At 58.7% G+C, this 20,387-nt stretch carries 19 protein-coding genes; 3 read left to right on the forward strand and 16 right to left on the reverse strand.

All coding sequences use genetic code 11. The features are described from left to right. Nucleotides 1–12: 12 nt before the first annotated feature. From paaY to paaA, 13 genes are all read right to left on the reverse strand, one after another. On the reverse strand, nucleotides 13–609 hold the full coding sequence (paaY, locus tag ABLU80_RS05585; protein WP_047080914.1) for a phenylacetic acid degradation protein PaaY: 597 nt from the start codon (nucleotides 607–609) through the stop codon (nucleotides 13–15). A gap of 9 nt (nucleotides 610–618) precedes the next feature. Continuing rightward, on the reverse strand, nucleotides 619–1,545 hold the full coding sequence (paaX, locus tag ABLU80_RS05590; RefSeq protein ID WP_026612287.1) for a phenylacetic acid degradation operon negative regulatory protein PaaX: 927 nt from the start codon (nucleotides 1,543–1,545) through the stop codon (nucleotides 619–621). Between the two features lie 99 nt (nucleotides 1,546–1,644). Next, nucleotides 1,645–2,961 carry a phenylacetate--CoA ligase PaaK gene (paaK, locus tag ABLU80_RS05595; protein ID WP_004224503.1) on the reverse strand — a complete coding sequence of 439 codons (1,317 nt, stop codon included), beginning with the start codon at nucleotides 2,959–2,961 and terminating at the stop codon, nucleotides 1,645–1,647. A gap of 26 nt (nucleotides 2,962–2,987) precedes the next feature. Next, complete coding sequence (pcaF, locus tag ABLU80_RS05600) at nucleotides 2,988–4,193, reverse strand: 3-oxoadipyl-CoA thiolase (RefSeq protein ID WP_015366342.1); 1,206 nt, start codon at nucleotides 4,191–4,193, stop codon at nucleotides 2,988–2,990. After that, a complete protein-coding gene (gene paaI, locus ABLU80_RS05605; protein WP_015366341.1) occupies nucleotides 4,193–4,615 on the reverse strand; it encodes a hydroxyphenylacetyl-CoA thioesterase PaaI in 423 nt (140 codons plus the stop codon). The genes pcaF and paaI overlap by 1 nt, the downstream gene beginning before the upstream one ends. Continuing rightward, on the reverse strand, nucleotides 4,605–6,026 hold the full coding sequence (gene paaH / locus ABLU80_RS05610) for a 3-hydroxyacyl-CoA dehydrogenase PaaH (protein ID WP_015705608.1): 1,422 nt from the start codon (nucleotides 6,024–6,026) through the stop codon (nucleotides 4,605–4,607). Before paaH ends, paaI begins: the two co-directional genes overlap by 11 nt. Before the next feature lie 3 nt (nucleotides 6,027–6,029). Further along, entirely contained in the window at nucleotides 6,030–6,818 is a 789-nt protein-coding gene (gene paaG / locus ABLU80_RS05615) for a 2-(1,2-epoxy-1,2-dihydrophenyl)acetyl-CoA isomerase PaaG (RefSeq protein WP_348849805.1), read from the reverse strand. A 2-nt stretch (nucleotides 6,819–6,820) separates the two neighbouring features. Beyond that, complete coding sequence (gene paaF, locus ABLU80_RS05620; RefSeq protein ID WP_015366338.1) at nucleotides 6,821–7,588, reverse strand: 2,3-dehydroadipyl-CoA hydratase PaaF; 768 nt, start codon at nucleotides 7,586–7,588, stop codon at nucleotides 6,821–6,823. Next, nucleotides 7,585–8,655 (reverse strand): 1,2-phenylacetyl-CoA epoxidase subunit PaaE, encoded by a 1,071-nt coding sequence (paaE, locus tag ABLU80_RS05625; RefSeq protein ID WP_348849806.1) that lies wholly within the window; start codon nucleotides 8,653–8,655, stop codon nucleotides 7,585–7,587. The genes paaF and paaE overlap by 4 nt, the downstream gene beginning before the upstream one ends. A 7-nt stretch (nucleotides 8,656–8,662) precedes the next feature. Continuing rightward, nucleotides 8,663–9,160: a 1,2-phenylacetyl-CoA epoxidase subunit PaaD gene (gene paaD, locus ABLU80_RS05630; RefSeq protein ID WP_004224495.1), complete on the reverse strand. Its 498-nt coding sequence runs from the start codon at nucleotides 9,158–9,160 to the stop codon at nucleotides 8,663–8,665. 11 nt (nucleotides 9,161–9,171) lie between these two features. Then, nucleotides 9,172–9,927 carry a 1,2-phenylacetyl-CoA epoxidase subunit PaaC gene (gene paaC / locus ABLU80_RS05635; protein WP_348849807.1) on the reverse strand — a complete coding sequence of 252 codons (756 nt, stop codon included), beginning with the start codon at nucleotides 9,925–9,927 and terminating at the stop codon, nucleotides 9,172–9,174. 7 nt (nucleotides 9,928–9,934) lie between these two features. Further along, complete coding sequence (gene paaB / locus ABLU80_RS05640; RefSeq protein WP_002902768.1) at nucleotides 9,935–10,222, reverse strand: 1,2-phenylacetyl-CoA epoxidase subunit PaaB; 288 nt, start codon at nucleotides 10,220–10,222, stop codon at nucleotides 9,935–9,937. 11 nt (nucleotides 10,223–10,233) lie between these two features. Next, a complete protein-coding gene (gene paaA, locus ABLU80_RS05645; protein WP_015366333.1) occupies nucleotides 10,234–11,163 on the reverse strand; it encodes a 1,2-phenylacetyl-CoA epoxidase subunit PaaA in 930 nt (309 codons plus the stop codon). 286 nt (nucleotides 11,164–11,449) lie between these two features. On the opposite strand from paaA, the gene paaZ reads away from it, so the two are divergent. After that, nucleotides 11,450–13,495 (forward strand): phenylacetic acid degradation bifunctional protein PaaZ, encoded by a 2,046-nt coding sequence (gene paaZ, locus ABLU80_RS05650; protein WP_015705614.1) that lies wholly within the window; start codon nucleotides 11,450–11,452, stop codon nucleotides 13,493–13,495. 183 nt (nucleotides 13,496–13,678) lie between these two features. Continuing rightward, on the forward strand, nucleotides 13,679–15,946 hold the full coding sequence (gene tynA, locus ABLU80_RS05655; protein WP_047080922.1) for a primary-amine oxidase: 2,268 nt from the start codon (nucleotides 13,679–13,681) through the stop codon (nucleotides 15,944–15,946). A 2-nt stretch (nucleotides 15,947–15,948) separates the two neighbouring features. Here the strand turns inward: tynA and ABLU80_RS05660 are convergent, their stop codons facing one another. Further along, nucleotides 15,949–16,899 carry a zinc-dependent alcohol dehydrogenase family protein gene (locus ABLU80_RS05660; RefSeq protein WP_045366258.1) on the reverse strand — a complete coding sequence of 317 codons (951 nt, stop codon included), beginning with the start codon at nucleotides 16,897–16,899 and terminating at the stop codon, nucleotides 15,949–15,951. Nucleotides 16,900–17,416: 517 nt separating this feature from the next. After that, nucleotides 17,417–18,916 (reverse strand): aldehyde dehydrogenase family protein, encoded by a 1,500-nt coding sequence (locus tag ABLU80_RS05665; protein WP_348849808.1) that lies wholly within the window; start codon nucleotides 18,914–18,916, stop codon nucleotides 17,417–17,419. Between the two features lie 235 nt (nucleotides 18,917–19,151). Between ABLU80_RS05665 and feaR the strand changes: the two genes are divergently transcribed. Beyond that, the gene (feaR, locus tag ABLU80_RS05670; protein ID WP_348849809.1) at nucleotides 19,152–20,060 is read left to right on the forward strand and encodes a transcriptional regulator FeaR; all 909 of its coding nucleotides are present in this window, start codon (nucleotides 19,152–19,154) and stop codon (nucleotides 20,058–20,060) included. On the opposite strand, the gene ABLU80_RS05675 is transcribed toward feaR, so the two are convergent. Beyond that, the gene (locus ABLU80_RS05675) at nucleotides 20,061–20,384 is read right to left on the reverse strand and encodes a YdbL family protein (protein ID WP_015366327.1); all 324 of its coding nucleotides are present in this window, start codon (nucleotides 20,382–20,384) and stop codon (nucleotides 20,061–20,063) included. It lies immediately after the preceding gene. Between the last annotated feature and the right edge of the window lie 3 nt (nucleotides 20,385–20,387).

Genomic DNA, 20,387 nt, shown 5'->3' on the forward strand with positions numbered 1-20,387 from the left:
AAACAATAATATTCAGCCAGCTGATTTTGGCCGCAGGTTTTCATCAAATTCCAGACGCTTGCGCCCGGCTTCCATCTCTTTTAATGGCTCCACCTGATGCAGCGACTGCTTACAGCGTTCCACCAGCACCTGGTATTCACGGGTACCGTGTTTTTTCCACTCCAGCTCCTGTTCGCTCAGCGTACGAATCGCTTTTGCCGGGCTGCCGATGATCAAATGGTTAGCAGGCATTTCTGCTTTCGCTTTTACGAAGGCTGAAGCGCCGACAATACTATTTTCGCCAATTACCGCCCCGTCGATAATCACCGCGCTCATTCCCACCAGCGCGTTGCGGCCAATCACACAGCCGTGCAGGATTGCGCCGTGGCCGATGTGGCCGTCCTCTTCCACCACGGTATCCTGGCCGGGGAAGCCGTGCATGACGCAGTTATCCTGAATATTGGCTCCGTCTTTAACTACAATACGGCCGAAGTCGCCACGCAGGCTGGCATTTGGCCCAACATAGACCCCCTTACCCAGGATCACGTCGCCAATCAACACGGCGGTTGGGTGGACGTAGCTCTCATCCGGCACCACTGGCGTCAGCCCATCAATCTGATAAATCGGCATGCAACCTCCTTAGACGCCCGGCAAACCGCCAAAGCGTTGAAAATAAAGCGGACCCGGCGCGGGAAGCTCGCCAACTGAGCTTTCGCCTTTTTCGCCGACAAAGGCCAGCGCGCCTGGCGTCACGCGTTGATAAATATTGATGCACAGCTGCCGCGCGGTTTGCCCGGCCCAATGCGCGGGCAGGAGCTCTTCCGGCAGCAGCGGGTCTTTAAGCACCACCCGGCGATAGAAATGGATAAGGAGCAGTTGGATCTGGAAACAGCGCTCCGGCGTCAACTCTGACGGCTCGCTGTCGCGCAGCAGCGGCAGTAATGGTCGGAACAATGCGATAAACGCCTCGTACATCTCATTTTGTTCGGTGAGATGCCAGCACTCCTCTACGCGGTCGCGCAGCGCCGCCCTTGAGAGCGCCAGCGGCGAATGGGCTTCAAAACAGATGACGTTTTCGGCAACGCCCGCTTCATGTAGCAGCGATTGGACATCGGCCAGTTTTTGCGACGGCGAGGCCAGCAGGCTCGGCGCCAGCGCGCCAAATCCCTGCCATAACAGTTGCTTTTTGACTTCCGCCAGAACCGTTTTTTCTAACCCTTCCGACAATAGCAGCAGCCAGGTTCCGTCCCATTCCGGGGCATTCGCCCGATAAATTTTATGTTCCGCACGCCGGGTCAGACGTAGCCCTTTATCGCTCAGGCGATAGAAGCTACGCCGGCCGATACGCACGACATCGAGCCACTCTTCTTTATTGAGACGGAATAGCGCAGTGCGGACAAAGCGCTCGCCAAATCCTAATCCTTCCAGCAGCGCCGCGACGCTACCCAGCCACACTTCCCCACCGCGTTGTAATAAAGCGTCGCCATACAGCGAGGCAATCAATGACGTACCGCTGATCGGCATCGCCGTCACCGCTTGTTGAATAAAGGCGTCGAGTTTACTCATCTGATTCATTCTGTTGTTATATTTTTCCTTTATGAATCATAGCACAGGAAATTCCCGGCTTACGGCGTAAAGGCCTCAGCCGGGTAACCGGGGAGAGAATTAACCGCTGACCACCGCTTTACGCAGGTCGAATACCCGACAGGCTTTCCCTTCAGAGCGAGGAATGCTGCCGCAGTTGACGATAGTAATATCGGTGGAGATCCCGACCATCGACTTAATGCGGTGACGCAACTGATGGCAAATCTGGCAGCGTTGTTCATGACTTAACGCCAGCCCGCTTTCTTTCAGCTCAACGCGTACCGCCAGCGAATCAAGATGACCGCGGCGATTGACCTCTAACTGATAGTGCGGCGCCAGGTGTTCAAACTTGAGGATCTCCTCTTCCAGCTGTGATGGGAAGACGTTAACCCCGCGGATAATCAGCATATCGTCGCTGCGTCCACTGATGCGATCCATGCGGCGCATGGTCCGCGCGGTTCCCGGCAGCAAGCGAGTCAGATCGCGGGTACGATAGCGGATCACCGGCAGCGCTTCTTTGGTCAACGTGGTAAACAGCAGTTCGCCATGCTCGCCATCTTCCAGCGGCGTACCGTCGTCCGGGTTGACGATTTCCGGGAAGAAGTGGTCTTCCCAGATGGTCGGGCCGTCAACGGTTTCCAGGCACTCCATTGCCACCCCAGGCCCCATCACCTCTGACAGACCGTAAATATCCAGTGCGGTGATACCCAGGCGGCGCTCGATTTCCGCGCGCATCGCCAGCGTCCACGGCTCAGCGCCAAAGACGCCGACCCGCAATGAACAGCCGCGGGCATCGCCGCCCATCTGGCGCTCCAGCTCTTCAATCAGATTCAGACAATAAGACGGCGTCACCATGATCATATCCGGCTGAAAGTCGCGGATCAGTTGCGCCTGTTTTTCAGTCTGTCCGCCGGACATCGGGATCACCGTCGCGCCTAAACGCTCCGCGCCGTAGTGTGCGCCAAGGCCGCCGGTAAACAGGCCGTAGCCGTAGGCGACGTGAATTTTATCTTTTGCTGAACCACCGGCCGCGCGCAGCGAACGGGCGACAATATTGGCCCAGTTATCAATATCGTTTTGCGTATATCCCACCACCGTCGGTTTGCCGGTGGTGCCGGAAGAGGCGTGAATGCGCACCACCTGCTCCATCGGCACCGCAAAGGTATCGAAGGGATAGTTGTCGCGCAGATCTTGTTTAGTGGTACAGGGGAATTTTTTCAGATCGTTTAATTCCCGAAAGTCGTCAGGGTGTACGCCGGCGGCGTCGAATTTGCGTCGATACATCGGCACATTTTCATACGCATGCTTCAGCGTCCATTTCAGGCGCTGGGTTTGCAGAGCCTGCAGTTCATCACGCGATGCGGTTTCAATCGGATCTAATTTTGTAGTAGTTATCATTGTAGGGTACTCGCAGGTAAATTAGCTCACACTCGCTCGAGGATCATGGCAATGCCCTGACCCACGCCAATACACATCGTACACAGCGCATAACGCCCGCCCCGGCGTTGCAGCTCAAGGCTGGCGCTCAGCGCCAGTCGCGCGCCGCTCATGCCCAGCGGATGACCTAACGCGATGGCGCCGCCGTTGGGATTCACGTGCGCCGCATCATCCGGCACGCCGAGTTGTCTGAGCACCCCCAGCGCCTGCGCGGCGAAGGCCTCATTCAGCTCTATCAAATCCATATCGTTAATATTGAGTCCGGCTCGCTCCAGCACTTTACGCACTGCCGGTACCGGCCCCAGCCCCATCAGGCGCGGTTCAACACCCGCCGTCGCCATCGCCACGATACGCGCGCGCGGCGTGAGCCCCTGTACGCTGGCCTGCTGTTCACTGGCGATAATCAGCGCCGCTGCGCCATCGTTAACGCCAGAAGCATTTCCAGCCGTAATGACTCCGCCTTTACGGAACGGCGCTTTTAATAGCGCGAGTTGCTCAAGCGTGGTTTCCGGGCGGGGATGCTCATCATCGCGTACCGCGCTGACCGCCCCTTTCTTGCCGATGATCTGCACCGGCACGATTTCCTGCGCCAGAATGCCGTCGCGCTGGGCCTGCGCCGTGCGCTGCTGGCTGCGCCAGGCGAAAGCGTCCTGATCGGCCCGACTGATATTTAACAATTCAGCTACATTCTCTGCCGTTTCCGGCATGCTGTCAGTTCCGAATTGTTGCGCCATGAGCGGGTTCACAAAACGCCAGCCAATCGTGGTATCAAAGAGTTCCGCCTGACGCTGATACGGCGTGCTGGCTTTTCCCATCACGAACGGCGCGCGCGACATCGATTCCACGCCGCCAGCAATCAGCAGATCGGCATCGCCGGCTTTGATCGCCCTGGCGGCAAAACCGATCGCATCCAGACCCGATCCGCACAAGCGGTTAATCGTGGTGCCCGGCACGGTATGCGGGTAACCTGCCAACAGCGTCGCCATGTGCGCCACGTTGCGGTTATCCTCACCGGCCTGGTTCGCACAGCCGAAAATCACATCATCAATCGCTGCCGGGTCGAGCCCGGGGTTACGGCTCAGCAACTCACGTAGCGGGATCGCCGCCAGGTCGTCGGCGCGGACGCCGGCCAGCGCTCCGCCGTAGCGGCCAATCGGCGTGCGGATCCCGTCACAAATAAAGGCGTCGCGCATTACACTTCTCCCGTGATTGTGCCGCCGATACGGTGCGATTTGCCGCGGAACAGGGCCACAATCTTTTGCTGTTGATTAACAATTTCGATGTCGTAGACGCCGGTCAGCTTGCCCTGCTGTTTGACTCTTGCGGTGGCGACCAGCCTGTCGCCGGCAAACGCCGGACGAAGAAAATCAATATTTGCCGCCGAAGCCACCGCCGCCAGCCCCTGGCTGTTACAGGCGTAAGCGAAAGCGGTATCGGCGAGCGTAAATAGCTGGCCGCCGTGACAGGTCTGATGGCCGTTAAGCATGTCCGCCGAGACGGTCATGCTCATCTGCGCAAAACCGTCGTCCATTTCGATAAGTTCAATCCCCATCTTTCTGGCGCAAGTATCTTTTTCGTACATCACGCGCGCGTTGCGCCACGGATCATTGCTCATGGTGCTTCTCCATCAGCGCCTTCTGGCGCAACAGGGAACTGGGGCGATAGCGCTCCTCGCCATAATGGTGTTGCAGGTTCTCCAGCAGTTGCAGCACCCGCCGCCAGCCAAGGCGTTCTCCCCACGCCAGCGGGCCGTGCGGATAATTGACACCAAGGCGCATCGCGGTATCAATATCATGCGGGCTGGCGATCCCTTTTTGCACCGCATCCAGCGCTTCGTTAATCAGCATCGCCACCGTGCGCCACACCAGCAGGCCGGGATAATCGGCAATACGCAGAACTTTCTTGCCCTGCTGTTGGAAGTAATGCACGGCCTTATCAGTGGCCGCAGGCGCGTTGGTCGCCGCTGCTGCCAGCACCACCGTATCGCTGGCGCACAGGTCATATACCACCACCGGGCGGTGATGCTTAACGCTTAGCGCCAGCGCGGTCTCGCCTTCGGTCTCCAGCAATAAGAGCTCATCGAGCTCTGTGACACTGTCACTTATAGCTGTAATGGATTGAGCGCCAATAGATACCGTCGGCAGCGCCGCGTCCGGCTGCGTCTCCGCGGGCCAGCGATAGACGCCGTGGCCGCTCTTTTTACCCAGCCGCCCGGCCAGCGCCAGCTCTTGCTGGAGTAGCGATGGCAGGTAGCGGCGGTCCTGCCAGAAAGCGTTAAACACCGAACAGGTCACGGCGAAGTTGACGTCCTGGCCAATCAGGTCAGTCAGCGCCAGCGGTCCCATCGGAAAACCGCCGCCGTCACGCAAAGCGGCATCGATAACCTCAGGAGCGGCAACCTGTTCTTCCAGCGCGCGCCAGGCCTCAGCGTAGAACGGACGCGCTACGCGGTTAACGATAAATCCCGGCGTTGAGCGGCAGCGTACCGGCTGTTTCCCCCAGCCGCTTACGCACTGGCACAGCTGCTCTACCACCTCTGCAGACGTCTCCAGGCCACTCACCACCTCGACCAGCTTCATCACCGGCGCCGGATTAAAAAAGTGCAGCCCGGCCACCCGCTCCGGGTTTTTGACCCCGGCGGCGATGGCGGTAATCGAAATAGACGAAGTGTTACTGGTCAACAACGTTGACGGCGCGCAGATCTCCGCCAGCTGCGCGAACAGCGCCGTTTTGACCTCCAACCGTTCAGAGGCCGCTTCAATTACTAAATCCGCGTCGGCAAGCGCGGCTAAATCGTGAGCCGGATGCAGGCGCGCCAGCAGCGCGTCGGCCTGTTCTGACGCCAGTTTGCCGCGCTCGACCCGCGATGCCAGACGCATAGCAATGCCGTCGATCGCCTGGGCAATCGCGGTTTGATTAATATCGAAAATACGCACCGGATGTCCGGCGGCAGCGGCTACTTCAGCAATACCGGCTCCCATGGTGCCGCTGCCAATCACCGCCACGGTGGCAAAGGATGTTGTCATGGCCTATTTCCCGCTGAACTGTGGTGGCCGCTTGGCCAGAAACGCGCTGACCCCTTCGCGGTAATCATCGCTGCGCCCGGCCAGGCGCTGATAATCGCGCTCAAGGTCCAGCTGCGCATCGAGACTGTTGGTTGCAGAAGCCAGCAGCGCCTTTTTAATCAACCCAAGACCAAACGTCGGTTGCGCCGCCAGATGGCGCGCCAGTTGCAGACTGGTATCCGCCAGTTCTGAATCGTCCACCAGTTGCCAGATAATCCCCCACTGCACGGCCTGTTCCGCGCTGAGGCTATCGCCCAGCAGCGCCAGCCCCATCGCGCGAGCGCGGCCGGCCACCCGCGGCAGGAACCAGCTGCCGCCGCAGTCCGGCACCAGGCCGAGCTTGCTGAACGCCATCACAAATTTGGCCGAACGCGCGGCCAGCACGATATCGCAGCCCAGCGCCAGGGTGGCGCCAGCGCCGGCGGCCACGCCGTTGACCGCGCAGATAACCGGCTTCGGCAGCGCCGCCAGACGGCGCACTAACGGGTTGTAAAAGCGTTCTACCGACAGGCCGAGATCCGGCGGCGGACCGCTGGGGTCGACATTGCGATCGTTCAAATCCTGGCCGGCGCAAAAGCCGCGACCGGCGCCGGTGATCAGCAAGCAACGTACGCCGTCATCACGCTCGGCCTGCTTCAGACATTCCGCCAGCTGTTGATGCATCAGGTCGTTAAAACTGTTGAGGCGGTCCGGGCGATTGAGGGTAATGGTCATGACGCCCTGTTCCACTGCGCTGAGAATGAAAGCTTCCACGATTAGCGTCCTTTAAATTCCGGTGTACGTTTTTGTAAGAAGGCGTCGATGCCTTCGCGGCGGTCCTCGGTGGCGCTCAGCAGGCTAAACAGCTGGCGCTCCTGTTGCAGACCAGCCTGCAGGCTGACTTCCTGCGACAGGCGCAGCGACTGTTTTGCCGCCCGTAGCGCCAGCGGCGAATGGCGGGCAATGGTGGTTGCCAGTTTCAGGGCATACTCATCGGTTAAAGCCGCCGGATGGATATCGCTGACCAGCCCGGCCTGTTGCGCCTGGCGGGCGTCAATACTCTCGCCGCTCAGCACCATCCGGCTGGCCAGCGCCTTGCCAACGCTGCGGATCAGCCGCTGGGTGCCGCCAGCGCCCGGCATAATGCCGAGGGTAATTTCCGGCAGGCCAAAGCGGGCGTTGTCGCCGGCGACAATCAGGTCGCACAGCAGAGCCAGCTCGCAGCCGGCACCGAGCGCGTAGCCGTTGACCGAAGCGATGAGCGGTTTAGTAAAGGCATCGATTCGCGCCCATAACCGTGGGCGAATATCATCAAGGGTGGCAGGCAGATCTTTTTCCGCCATTTCATTGAGGTCAGCCCCGGCGGCGAAAAAACGCGCGTTACCGCTGATAACGCAGACGCCGACGCTGTCATCAACTGCCGCGGCCTCCAGCACCTCGGCAATCTGGGTTAATAAGGCATTGTTCAGCGCGTTGCGGGCCTGCGGGCGGTTCAGCGTCAACTGAAGCGCCCGGCCATGACGGTGGATCAGCAGGTCACTCATGCCATCCCCCGCGCGTCAAAGTCGACTACCACATCGCCGCTGGTCGGTAACGACTGGCAGCTCAGTACGTAACCCGCCGCCAGCTCATCCGCTTCCAGACTGTAATTGGCGGCCATCGCCACTTCGCCACGCAGCACTTTACATTTACAGGTGGCACAAACCCCGCCCTTACAGGCAAATGGTAGATCCGCGCCCTGACGCAATGCGGCATCCAGGATGCTGTCGTCTTCGGCGCTGAGGGCGATCAGCCGATCGCGCCCGTCCTGGCGGATGGTTACCGTGCGCCCTTCCGCCTGCACTCCAGCGGCGCGCTTCACATTGCCGCCTGGGGTATTAAAGCGTTCGAGATGAATCGATTTCTCCGCTACGCCAAGTTCACGTAACGTCGCTTCCGCCTCGTCCATCATCACCGCAGGCCCGCAGATAAAGGCCTCGTCGAAACGGCTGAAATCCAGCAGATGGTCAGCGAGCTGATGCAGTTTGTCGCCGTCAATGCGCCCCTGTAGCAGATCGCTGTCCATCGACTCCTGGCTAAACAGGTGTATCACCTGCAGGCGCTGCGGATAGCGGTCTTTTAAATCGGCCAGCGCCTGGCGGAACATCATGCTATGGCTGCTGCGGTTGCCGTAGATCAGCGTAAAGCGGCTTTGCGGCTCGGTCGCCAGCGTCGCGCTAATGATCGCCATCATCGGCGTGATCCCGGAACCGGCGGCAATCGCCAGATACTCACCCTGCCGTTCGGCCTGCGGTTGATAACCGAAATGCCCCTGCGGCACCATCACTTCCAGCTCCATACCCTGCTGGATATCGTGCTGGGCGTAGCGCGAGAAGCGCCCGCCGTCGATGGCTTTGACCGCGACGCTAATTTCGCCTGGCGTGCGGCTGCGACAAATGGAGTAACAGCGGCGCAGTTCTTCGCCGCCCAGACGGGCTTTTAGCGTCAGATGCTGGCCCGGGCGAAAACAGTATTCCGCCTGCAGGGCTTGCGGAATCGCAAAAGTGATGGTCACCGCATCGCGGGTTTCCGGCTCGACTCTCGCCACCTTAAGCGAATGGAACGTCGTCATGGCAACCTCAAATACATTTAAAGTAATCAAAAGGTTCCCGGCAGCTGTCGCAGCGATAGAGCGCTTTACAGGCCGTGGAACCGAATTCGCTAATCAGCGAAGTATGGGTGCTGCCGCAGCGCGGACAGCTCACCTCAGCGGGCATGTCCGCATGGCAGGCGTGCCCCTGGGGCGGGCTGATGCCGTACTGGCGCAGGCGCTCGCGAGCATCCTGACTCATCCAGTCGGTGGTCCACGGCGGATCCAGCTGCAGGACGATATGCACCGGCAGAAAGCCATGCTCGCTCATGACCGTACGGATCTCGCCCAGCAGATGCTCCGTCGCCGGACAGCCCGAATAGGTCGGGGTAAAGCCAATCACCCAGCCGTCGCCATGGCGCGCGACGCTGCGTACCATACCGAGGTCGGTGATGGTGAGTACCGGCACTTCCGGATCCGGGATCGCGCTTAATAACCCCCAGATGGTGCGAACCTCTGCAGGAGCGATATCGGCAAGACGTTGCATAGTCACCTCACTTACCACTGCAGTCCGGGATGCGAACGCTGCAGATATTGCATCTCCGCCAGCAGCGGGCCGAGATGTTCACTGTGCAGCCCCTGTTTGCCGCCGCTGCGGAAGGCCGCTTCCTGCGGGATTTGTAAGCCGGAGTCGAGCAGCGCCGTGTGTACCGCGCTTTGCCATTCGGCCTGAAGCTCACGCGGATCAACCGCAATGCCCTGCTCAACCAGGCTGAGATCCACTTCATCGGCAAGGAACAGTTCGCCGGTGAAGCGCCACAGATTATCGAGCGCCTGCTGCATTTTGCGATTTGATAACTCGGTGCCGTTACCCAGACGCTCCAGCCAGCCGCGGCTAAAGCGCTGGTGGTAACGCACCTCTTTCAGCCCTTTAGCGGCAATGGCCGACAGCTGCGTGTCGCGGCTGTTCACCAGGCGGCTGAACAGAGCGACGTGCCAGACATCGATAAAGAACTGGCGGGCGATAGTGTCGGCAAAATTGCCGTTTGGCTGCTCCACCAGCAGCAGGTTGCTGAACTGGCGCTCATCGCGGCCAAAGGCCAGCGTATCTTCGTCGCCGCAGCCGTTAAGCTCGGCGGCATAGCTTAAAAAATTGCGCGCCTGGCCGAGCAGGTCGAGGCCGATGTTGGCCAGCGCAAGATCGATCTCGAGCTCGGGAGCATGGCCGCACCAGGCGCCTAAACGCTGGGCCAGAACCAGACCATTGTCGCCAAGACGCAGGGCGTAGGTGGCTACGGGGTTAGGGTTATTCATCGCCGCCTCACATATGTTCCATGCCGTCCGGCACGGTATAGAAAGTCGGATGACGGTAGACTTTGCTTTCCGCCGGGTCGAAGAATTCGCCGCGATCTTCCGGCTGCGAAGCAACGATTTCGCTGGCCTTCACCACCCAAATTGAGCAGCCTTCGCTGCGGCGGGTGTAGGCATCGCGGGCATTCTCCAACGCCATTTGATCATCGGCAGCGTGCAGACTGCCGACGTGACGATGGGATAACCCCTGTTTGCTGCGAACGAACACTTCATATAACGGCCAGTAAACTTTGCTCATGTTGTCTCTCCTCATGCCGCGCTGCGGGCCTGCTGTTTTTGCGCATGGGCCAGCGCGGCTTCGCGCACCCATTCGCCCTCTTCCCAGGCCTTACGCTTGGCGGCCAGCCGCTCGTGATTGCAAATGCCACGGCCGCTAATCACCTCGTTAAATTCCTGCCAGTCGATTTCGCCGAAGCGGTAGTGGCCGCTGGCTTCATCAAACTGCAAATCCGGGTCCGGTACGGTCATACCGAGGATCTCTACCTGCGGCACGGTGTTATCGACGAAGCGCTGACGTAGCTCGTCGTTGGAGTGCAGTTTGATTTTCCACGCCATGCTGCGGGCGCTGTTCGGCGAGTTGTCATCGTTAGGGCCAAACATCATCAGCGCCGGCCACCAGAAGCGGTTAATAGCGTCCTGCAGCATCTGCCGCTGCGCGTCATTGCCCTGCGCCAGCGCCATGCAGGCTTCAAATCCCTGGCGCTGGTGAAAACTCTCTTCTTTGCAGATTTTGACCATCGCCCGGGCATAGGGGCCGTAAGAGGTCCGGCACAGCGCCACCTGGTTGACGATGGCCGCGCCATCGACCAGCCAGCCGATTACGCCGATATCGGCCCAGCTCAGGGTCGGGTAGTTAAAAATAGAGGAGTATTTCATCTGCCCGTCGAGCATTTTCTGATACAGGTCTTCCCGGGCGCAGCCCAGCGTTTCCGCGGCGCTATAGAGATACAGCCCGTGTCCGGCCTCATCCTGTACCTTAGCCAGCAGTATCGCTTTGCGGCGCAGCGTCGGCGCGCGGGTGATCCAGTTGCCTTCCGGCAGCATGCCGACAATTTCCGAGTGCGCGTGCTGACCTATCTGACGAATCAAGGTCTTACGGTAGGCATCCGGCATCCAGTCCCGCGGTTCGATGGCCGTTTCCTGCGCGATGCGCTGGTCAAAGCGTTGTTCTTCTGTCACGTCATCACCTTTATGATTCCGATATTCACAACAAAAACATTTATGTGAATCACTTTGTTTATTGAAGGTTACATATTGGTTAAATAAAACCACAAATTTTGTTTGTTCTTTTTGTGATGATAACCGCAAAACCTTTTGTAAATAGCATTAATAACAGTCACATAAACAAAAACCCCAATTAACCACCGATCACAATGTTAATAAAATATTAAATATAGACTTGCATTTTATGATTCATAAAAGAACTATTTATAGTAATCATGCGTAACACATTTGGAGATTTGCGATGCAGCAGTTAGCCAGCTACTTATCCGGCGCCTGGCAGACCGGCCGGGGCCGCGCCCGTACTATCCATCACGCCATCACCGGCGCGGCGCTTTGGGAGGTGACCAGTGAAGGCCTGGATATGGCGCAGGCGCGTCGTTTCGCGATTGAACGCGGTGGCAAAGCCCTGCAGGCGATGACCTTTATTGAACGCAGCGCGATGCTGAAAGCGGTAGCAAAACGGTTGCTGGAGCAGAAAGACGAGTTCTACGCCATCTCCGCGCAAACCGGCGCCACTCGCGCCGACAGTTGGGTGGATATTGAAGGCGGTATCGGTACTTTGTTCACTTATGCCGGGCTCGGTAGCCGCGAACTGCCGGACGATATTCTGTGGCCGGAAGACGAGCTGATCCCGCTCTCCAAACAGGGCGGTTTTGCCGCGCGTCATGTGCTGACATCAAAATCAGGCGTCGCCGTCCATATCAACGCCTTCAACTTCCCCTGCTGGGGAATGCTGGAAAAACTGGCGCCGACCTGGCTTGCCGGCATGCCGGCGATCATTAAACCGGCAACCGCTACCGCCCAGCTCACCCAGGCAATGGTGAAAGCGATTGTCGACAGCGGCCTGGTGCCGGAAGGCGCCATCAGCCTGATTTGCGGCGGCGCGAGCGATCTTCTCGACCATCTCGATAGCCAGGATGTGGTGACCTTTACCGGCTCAGCCGCCACCGGCCAGCAGCTACGGACGCACCCTAACCTGGTGGCCAAATCTATTCCCTTTACCATGGAAGCAGATTCGCTCAACTGCTGCGTATTAGGTGAAGACGTCACGCCGGAGCAACCGGAATTCGCGCTGTTTATTCGGGAAGTGGTCCGCGAGATGACGGCGAAAGCCGGGCAAAAATGTACCGCTATCCGCAGAATCATCGTGCCACTGGCTCAGATTAATGCGGTTAGCGATGCACTGATCTCCCGCCTGCATAAAGTAACCGTCGGTGACCCTGCTCAGGAGGGCATTAAGATGGGGGCCCTGGTTAATCGCGAACAGCGTCAGGATGTGCAGGATAACGTCAATAAACTGATTGCCGCCGGTTGTGAAGCGCTGCTCGGCGGACAGGCAGATCTTAATGCTGATGGCGCGTTCTTCCCGCCGACCCTGCTGTACTGCCCGCAGCCGGATGAAACGCCAGAGGTTCACGCCATTGAAGCCTTTGGCCCGGTAGCGACGCTGATGCCGTATCGCGACGGCCAGCATGCGCTCACGCTGGCACGCGCCGGCGGCGGTAGCCTGGCTGGTACGCTGGTCACCGCCAGCGGCGAGCTGGCGCGCGAGTTTATCCTTGGCGCCGCGCGCGCGCATGGCCGTATTCAGATACTGAATGAAGCATCCTCCGCAGAATCAACCGGCCACGGTTCGCCGCTGCCGCAGCTGGTACACGGCGGCCCCGGCCGTGCTGGCGGCGGAGAAGAACTCGGCGGACTGCGTTCGGTGAAACACTATATGCAGCGTACCGCGATTCAGGGCAGCCCAACGATGCTGGCGACCATAAGCCAGCAGTGGGTGCGCGGCGCTCAGGTGAATGAAGACCGCATTCACCCGTTCCGTAAATACTTCGAAGAGATCCAGCCTGGCGATAGCTTATTAACCCCGCGCCGAACGCTGACCGAAGCGGATATCGTTAATTTCGCCTGCCTGAGCGGCGATCATTTCTACGCGCACATGGACAAAATCGCCGCCGCCGAGTCGATTTTCGGCGAGCGGGTGGTCCACGGTTATTTCCTGATCTCCGCTGCGGCCGGGCTGTTCGTCGATGCCGGCGTCGGGCCGGTTATCGCCAACTACGGCATGGAAAACCTGCGCTTTATTGAGCCGGTCAAACCGGGAGACACCATTCAGGTTCGCCTGACCTGTAAGCGGAAAACGGTCAAACGTCAGCGCAGCGCCGATGAGAAAGCCACCGGTGTGGTGGAATGGGCTGTCGAGATTTTCAACCAGCACCAGCAGGCGGTGGCGCTGTATTCCATTCTTACCCTGGTGGCGCGCCAGCAGGGAGACTTCCCGGCGTAGTCAACACGCACCACCCACGCGCTTAATGCCTCTACGGAGGCATTTTTTACGTCCGTCTGGCAAAACTGACAAACAAGCTGGCAAAAGCAAACAAACGTTCCCGGGCGGCAGACTGCTAGGGTAAGCGTAACAAAGCCGACATTCGCAGCGGCAACAACAACACAACAATAAGATGAGGTCACAATGGCAAACGGCTTGATGTTTTCCCCTCGTAAAACCGCGCTGGCGCTGGCTGTCGCGGTGGTTTGCGCCTGGCAATCACCGGTCTTCGCTCACGGTAGCGAAGCGCACATGGTGCCGTTGGATAAAACGCTGCAGGCGTTCGGCGCCGATGTGCAGTGGGATGACTACGCGCAAATGTTCACCCTGATAAAAGACGGCGCTTACGTCAAAGTAAAACCCGGCGCCAAAACGGCGATCGTCAACGGTAACCCCCTTGATCTACAGGTGCCGGTAGTAATGAAGGAAGGTAAAGCCTGGGTCTCCGATACCTTTATCAACGATGTATTCCAGTCCGGTCTCGATCAGACCTTCCAGGTAGAAAAACGCCCTCACCCGCTAAACTCCCTCTCGGCGGCGGAAATCGGTGAAGCAGTGACCATTGTCAAAGCCGCGCCGGAGTTCCAGCCGAATACCCGCTTTACTGAGATTTCCTTACACGAGCCGGATAAAGCGGCGGTATGGGCCTTTGCCCTGCAGGGAACGCCCGTTGATTCCCCCCGCACCGCCGATGTGGTGATGCTTGATGGCAAACATGTCATTGAAGCCGTCGTCGATCTGCAAAACAAAAAAATCCTCTCCTGGACGCCGATTAAAGGCGCCCACGGGATGGTGCTGCTCGATGACTTCGTCAGCGTGCAGAACATTATCAATGCCAGCAGCGAGTTCGCTGAGGTGCTGAAAAAGCACGGTATTACCGATCCCAGTAAAGTGGTCACCACCCCGCTCACCGTCGGCTACTTTGATGGCAAAGATGGCCTGCAACAGGATGCGCGTCTGCTGAAAGTCGTCAGTTATCTGGATACCGGCGACGGCAACTACTGGGCGCACCCGATTGAAAACCTGGTGGCGGTGGTCGACCTTGAAGCGAAGAAAATCATCAAAATCGAAGAAGGCCCGGTGATCCCGGTACCGATGGAACCCCGTTCTTACGATGGTCGCGACCGCAACGCCCCGGCGGTGAAACCGCTGGAGATAACCGAACCGGAAGGCAAAAACTACACGATCACCGGCGATACCATTCACTGGCGGAACTGGGATTTTCATCTGCGCCTGAACTCGCGCGTCGGGCCCATTCTCTCGACGGTGACTTACAACGATAACGGCACAAAACGCCAGGTGATGTATGAAGGTTCCCTCGGCGGGATGATCGTCCCCTACGGCGACCCTGACGTCGGCTGGTATTTCAAAGCCTATCTGGACTCCGGCGATTACGGCATGGGCACCCTAACATCGCCGATTGTTCGCGGTAAAGATGCGCCGTCAAATGCGGTACTGCTGGACGAAACTATCGCCGATTACACCGGCAAACCGACCACTATTCCAGGTGCGGTCGCCATATTCGAACGCTATGCCGGGCCTGAGTATAAGCACCTGGAAATGGGCAAACCCAACGTCAGCACCGAACGCCGGGAACTGGTGGTACGCTGGATCAGTACCGTCGGGAACTATGATTATATCTTTGACTGGGTGTTCCACGACAACGGCACCATCGGTATCGATGCCGGCGCCACTGGCATTGAAGCCGTTAAAGGCGTGAAGGCGAAGACCATGCACGACCCCAGCGCCAAAGAGGATACCCGCTACGGGACGCTGATCGACCATAATATTGTCGGCACCACCCACCAGCATATTTATAATTTCCGCCTCGATCTCGACGTGGACGGCGAAAACAACACCCTGGTGGCGATGGATCCTGAAGTGAAGCCAAACACCGCCGGCGGCCCGCGCACCAGCACCATGCAGGTGAATCAGTACACAATCGATAGCGAGCAGAAAGCGGCGCAGAAATTCGACCCTGGCACTATCCGCCTGCTGAGCAACACCAGCAAAGAGAACCGCATGGGTAACCCTGTCTCTTACCAGATTATCCCTTATGCCGGCGGCACGCATCCGGCGGCGACCGGCGCCAAGTTCGCCCCGGACGAGTGGATATATCATCGTCTGAGCTTTATGGATAAACAGCTGTGGGTGACGCGTTACCACCCGACAGAGCGTTATCCGGAAGGGAAATATCCCAACCGTTCCGCCCAGGATACCGGCTTAGGGCAGTACGCGAAGGATGATGAGTCGCTGACCAACCACGACGACGTCGTGTGGATCACGACCGGCACCACCCACGTCGCGCGCGCCGAAGAGTGGCCGATCATGCCGACCGAGTGGGCGCATGCACTACTCAAGCCGTGGAACTTCTTTGACGAAACCCCAACGCTTGGCGAGAAGAAAAAGTAATCTTAGCCCGCGGTGAAATCGAGCAGGATTTTACCGCCTCTTCCTGGCTGGCCTGCGGCGGCAATCGCCTCACGCCAGTCGCACAGCTTTATCACCTGCGCCGCGGGCTGCGCCGTGGTCGGCAGCTGTCGCCAGATCCCGGCAAACGCCGCCTGCCACGCATCAACGCTGAGTGTCGGTAAGGCCTCCCGCAGATGAAATTTGCGTACCGCTGCGCAGCCTCGCGTCTGGGTGAGCGGTTTACCGGATAATAACCCGTAAGAGACAAGCGTTGACGTCTGCGGCAGTACCGCCAGCAGAAAATTCGCCAGCTCACCGCCCACCGCATCAAACACCAGATCGCTGTACTGGCTTACTTGTTCAACCAGCGCTCTATCGCCTTCAAGTAGCGGGTAGACGCCATATTGCTGTAAGCGCGCGATGTGCTGCGGCGAACGAATAATACCGCTGACCGAACGCGCGCCCATGGCGAGCGCCCACTGTCCCAGCAGGCTGGCGCAGGACGATGAAGCGGCGGTCAAAAGCACCTGTTTCCCCGCTACCGGCCAGCGCGTCAGCATCAGCATCGCGGTCAGCGGATTGATATAGCCGCGCGCGGCCAGGATGTCATCGATATCTTCAGCGACCGGCACCAGCCAGCGCGGGTCAATATCGAGATAACGCTGCCAGGTTCCGGCGCCGCGTAGCGGCAGAACCCGTTGCCCCAGAAGTGGGCGACCGTTTGTCGAGTCTTCAACTACCACCCCAACACCTTCATAGCCCGCCACCGATGGCAGCGTCGTACGATGGCGGTAAGCGCCGGTAATGGGAATCAGATCGGAAGGGTTGACCGGCGCATAGCGCATTTGTACCCGAACAAGTCCGGGCGCCAGCGGCGGCAACGACAGGTGATGCAGCGCGAGCACCGTTTCCGGCGCGCCGTACTGCTGATAGCAAAGCGCATCATTCCACATAGCGGGGCAACATCAGAAAAAAAGAGCGCCGATCATAGCAAATCAGCGCTCAGGGGGAAGAGGTATGTGCGCCTTCTCCGGGCTACCAAATCGCACAGCGCTGTAGATACTGTTATCGATTTGCAACTGTTTTGGTCCGGGAAAAACAGTTGTTTTTTATTATTTCAGAGCACATTGCGCTCCCGAAATGTCTTCTGCGTTATGTCTATCATGGCGCAGGGAGCGCACAAAGGGCGGCCAGTCGCCGCCGCCCTCTGTACTCCCGGGCTCTGGCCGCCAAAATCGCCACTTCGTGGTGCCTTCGACTTATCCCTGCAGGCTTCGGGTCGGGCCGAGGCAGCGTCCGTGCAAAACACGGCCCTCAGCCCGCATCCATGCGGGCTGCCCCGGCCTTCCGGGAACGTCTCAGCGATTTTGAGGCCACCAACACCGGCAGTTTCAGTCAGCATGGTGAATAAATTAAAGGCAGGCCGCACGAACCGTAGGTCGGATAAGCGTAGCGCCATCCGACAAAAAATCAGTAGCGCACGCACACCGATTTGGTTTCGCACCAGTCGTCCAGCCAGTCCGGACCAAAATCGCGCCCGGTACCGGACTGCTTCATTCCGCCGAACGGCAGGTTGGCATCAATCAGCGTATGGCTGTTAACCCATACCGTACCGGCCTGCAGGCGATCGGTATAGTTCAGCGCCTGGGTCAGGTCGCGGGTCCAGACGCTGGCGGTGAGACCGAAATCGCTGTCGTTGGCTAAACGTAGCGCCTCTTCGCCATCGGCGACGCGCACCAGGTTTACCACCGGGCCGAACACCTCTTCGCGATTCAGGCGCAGCCCGGCATCCGGATTAATCACCAGCGTCGGCGCAATATAAAAACCGTTGCCATTTGGCCCAACGTTACCGCTAATCAGCTCGGCGTTTTGTTGACGCGCTTCATCCAGATAAGCGGCCACTTTGGCGCAGTGCGCCTGCGACACCACCGGGTTAATCTGCGTCGTTTCAACCATTCCCGGCCCCACCTGCAGCGATTTCACCGCCTGCTCAAAGCCTGCCACCAGGTTATCAAACAGCGGAGCTTCGATATAGATCCGCGAACTGGCGGCGCATACCTGCCCCTGATTGAGGAAACTTCCGGTCATCAACCCTTCAATCACCCACTGCGGATCGGCATCTTTCAGCACGATGGCCGGGTTTTTGCCGCCGAGTTCAAGGGTTACCCGGGTCAGACGGTCAGCTGCCGCGCGGGCAATATGCTTGCCGGTGGCGGTCGAACCGGTGAAACTCACTTTCGCCACCTGCGGATGGGTGGTTAAGGCGGCGCCGCACTCGCCGCCGCTGCCGGTGACGACGTTAAAGACGCCATCCGGGATCCCGGCTTCCGTTGCCAGCTCCGCTACCCGTAGCAACGTTAACGGCGTCGTCTCGGAGGGTTTAATCACAATTGAACAGCCGGAAGCCAGCGCCGGCATCACTTTCCACATGCCGATCATCAGCGGGAAGTTCCACGGAACAATCCCCGCCACCACCCCAACCGGCTCTTTACGGGTCCACGCCTGATAGCGCGCGCCTTCCGGGAACGGAATGGAAACGTCCAGCGTACGGCCGCTGATTTTGGTGGTCAGCCCGGCGGTGTAGCGCATCCAGTTGAGGGTGCAACCGACTTCAAACGCGCGCGAAATATTGATCGACTTACCCTGTTCAAGGGTTTCGAGCTGCGCCAGCTCTTCACCGTGCTGTTCCACAAGATCGGCGAAACGCAGCAGGATCCGCTCGCGGTCAGCCGACGTGCGCCCGGCCCAGCTACGGGCGACAAAAGCGCGCCAGGCGGACATCACCGCGCGGTCAACGTCGGCGGCATTAGCATCTGCCGTAGTGGCAATCGCCTGGCCGGTGGCCGGGTCCCAGACGGTTAAGCGTTTTTCACTCTGCGCCGCCTGCTGGTTACCATCAATATATAAGCCATGCTGTCTGTCGAGAAACTGCTGTACGCTGGCGAGCAGCGCGACCTGTGATGTGGACATGCGACTTCCTTATTGTTCGCGGATAGTGAACACAGTCTAGGACGGGTCAGCCATTTGCGCTTTTTTCTCTGTGACAATCGTTGTTGCCGCTGTGACAGGTCCCGCAATTAAGCACCCAGAAAGGCGGCGAAATGTGCCGCAGGTAATAGTTCTTTCATATACTCCACGCTGCGCTCTTGCCACTCTCGGCATAAATGCAACAATGCAGAAACATTATTATTACAAGGTGCAGACGATGGCGACGGTAGAAAGCGGGCAGGACTATCAGCGTTGGTTAGCGAAGATTAATCAGGTATGCGGCCATTTTGCCGCCCGTCCGCTGGGCGACGAATTCCATGGCGAGATTGATGCAAGCTATACCGGTAGTCTCAAAGTCAGTACCGTCACCGCCCGCGGCGTCAATCTTTACCGCACCCGTAACGAAATCAAACGCGACAACGACGCCTGGTTCTATACCGTTTTTCAGCTCGAAGGCCGGGCGGCTATCGAGCAGGACGAGCGCCAGGTGGCGCTCGAAGCCGGCGATATCACGCTCATTGATGCCTCGCGTCCCTGTTCTATCTTCTGGCAACACACGTCAAAACAGGCTTCGCTGCTGCTGCCCCGCCAGCTCGTGGAAAGCCAGCTGCACGGCGGCGACATCAGCATCGCCACCCGGCTGAATAAAACGCTGCCGATGGTCCAGCTCAGCCAGCGGTTGCTGCAAGAAAGTTTACGCAGCCCGGCGCTCTCAGAAAGCGAAGGCGAAGCGGCGCTGGAGGCTATCATCTGCCTGTTACGCCCAATGCTGCTGCAACAGGACGCGCCGCCGACGCGCCGCGACAAGCAATTTCAAAAGATCATGGCGTTGATAGATGAGTCGATACAGTCGGAACAGCTGCGTCCGGAGTGGCTGGCCGGGGAAACCGGCATGTCGGTACGCAGCCTGTACCGCCTGTTTGCCGATAAGGGTCTCGTGGTCGCGCAGTATATTAAAAACCGGCGTCTTGACCTGTGCGCCCGGGCGTTACAAAACGCGCACGATGAAGAGAAACTGGCGGGAATTGGCTACAGTTGGGGCTTTAGCGACCATAGCCATTTTTCAACGGCGTTTAAGCAGCGCTTCGGCGTGTCGCCTGGCGAATACCGCAAGCGCTATCGTTAACTATTTGCGCAACCATTTACCGTTAATCCCCTGCACATATTCTCCCGGCTGTGCGCGGGCGACCAGTTTCTGTCCGGCCATTTTCGCCACCTCATCCACCGGCAGATTATTGTCGTCCGCCAGTTGCTGGTAGCTTTCGCTGCGCGCGGCATTAATCTGTTTAACTAACGCCAACGTCTGCGCATCCTGTTTCAGCGGCGCCAGATAGCCGTTCAGCGTCTCCCCCACTCGACCCTGCGCCCGCGCCTCATTCAAGGTCAGCGCCAGCGCCGGGCTACTCAACAGCATTAACGCCAGGGTGGCAGTCAGCAGTCGTTTTCTCATTAT

The organism is Klebsiella sp. CN_Kp104 (assembly GCF_040064515.1).
GTDB lineage: Bacteria > Pseudomonadota > Gammaproteobacteria > Enterobacterales > Enterobacteriaceae > Klebsiella > Klebsiella aerogenes.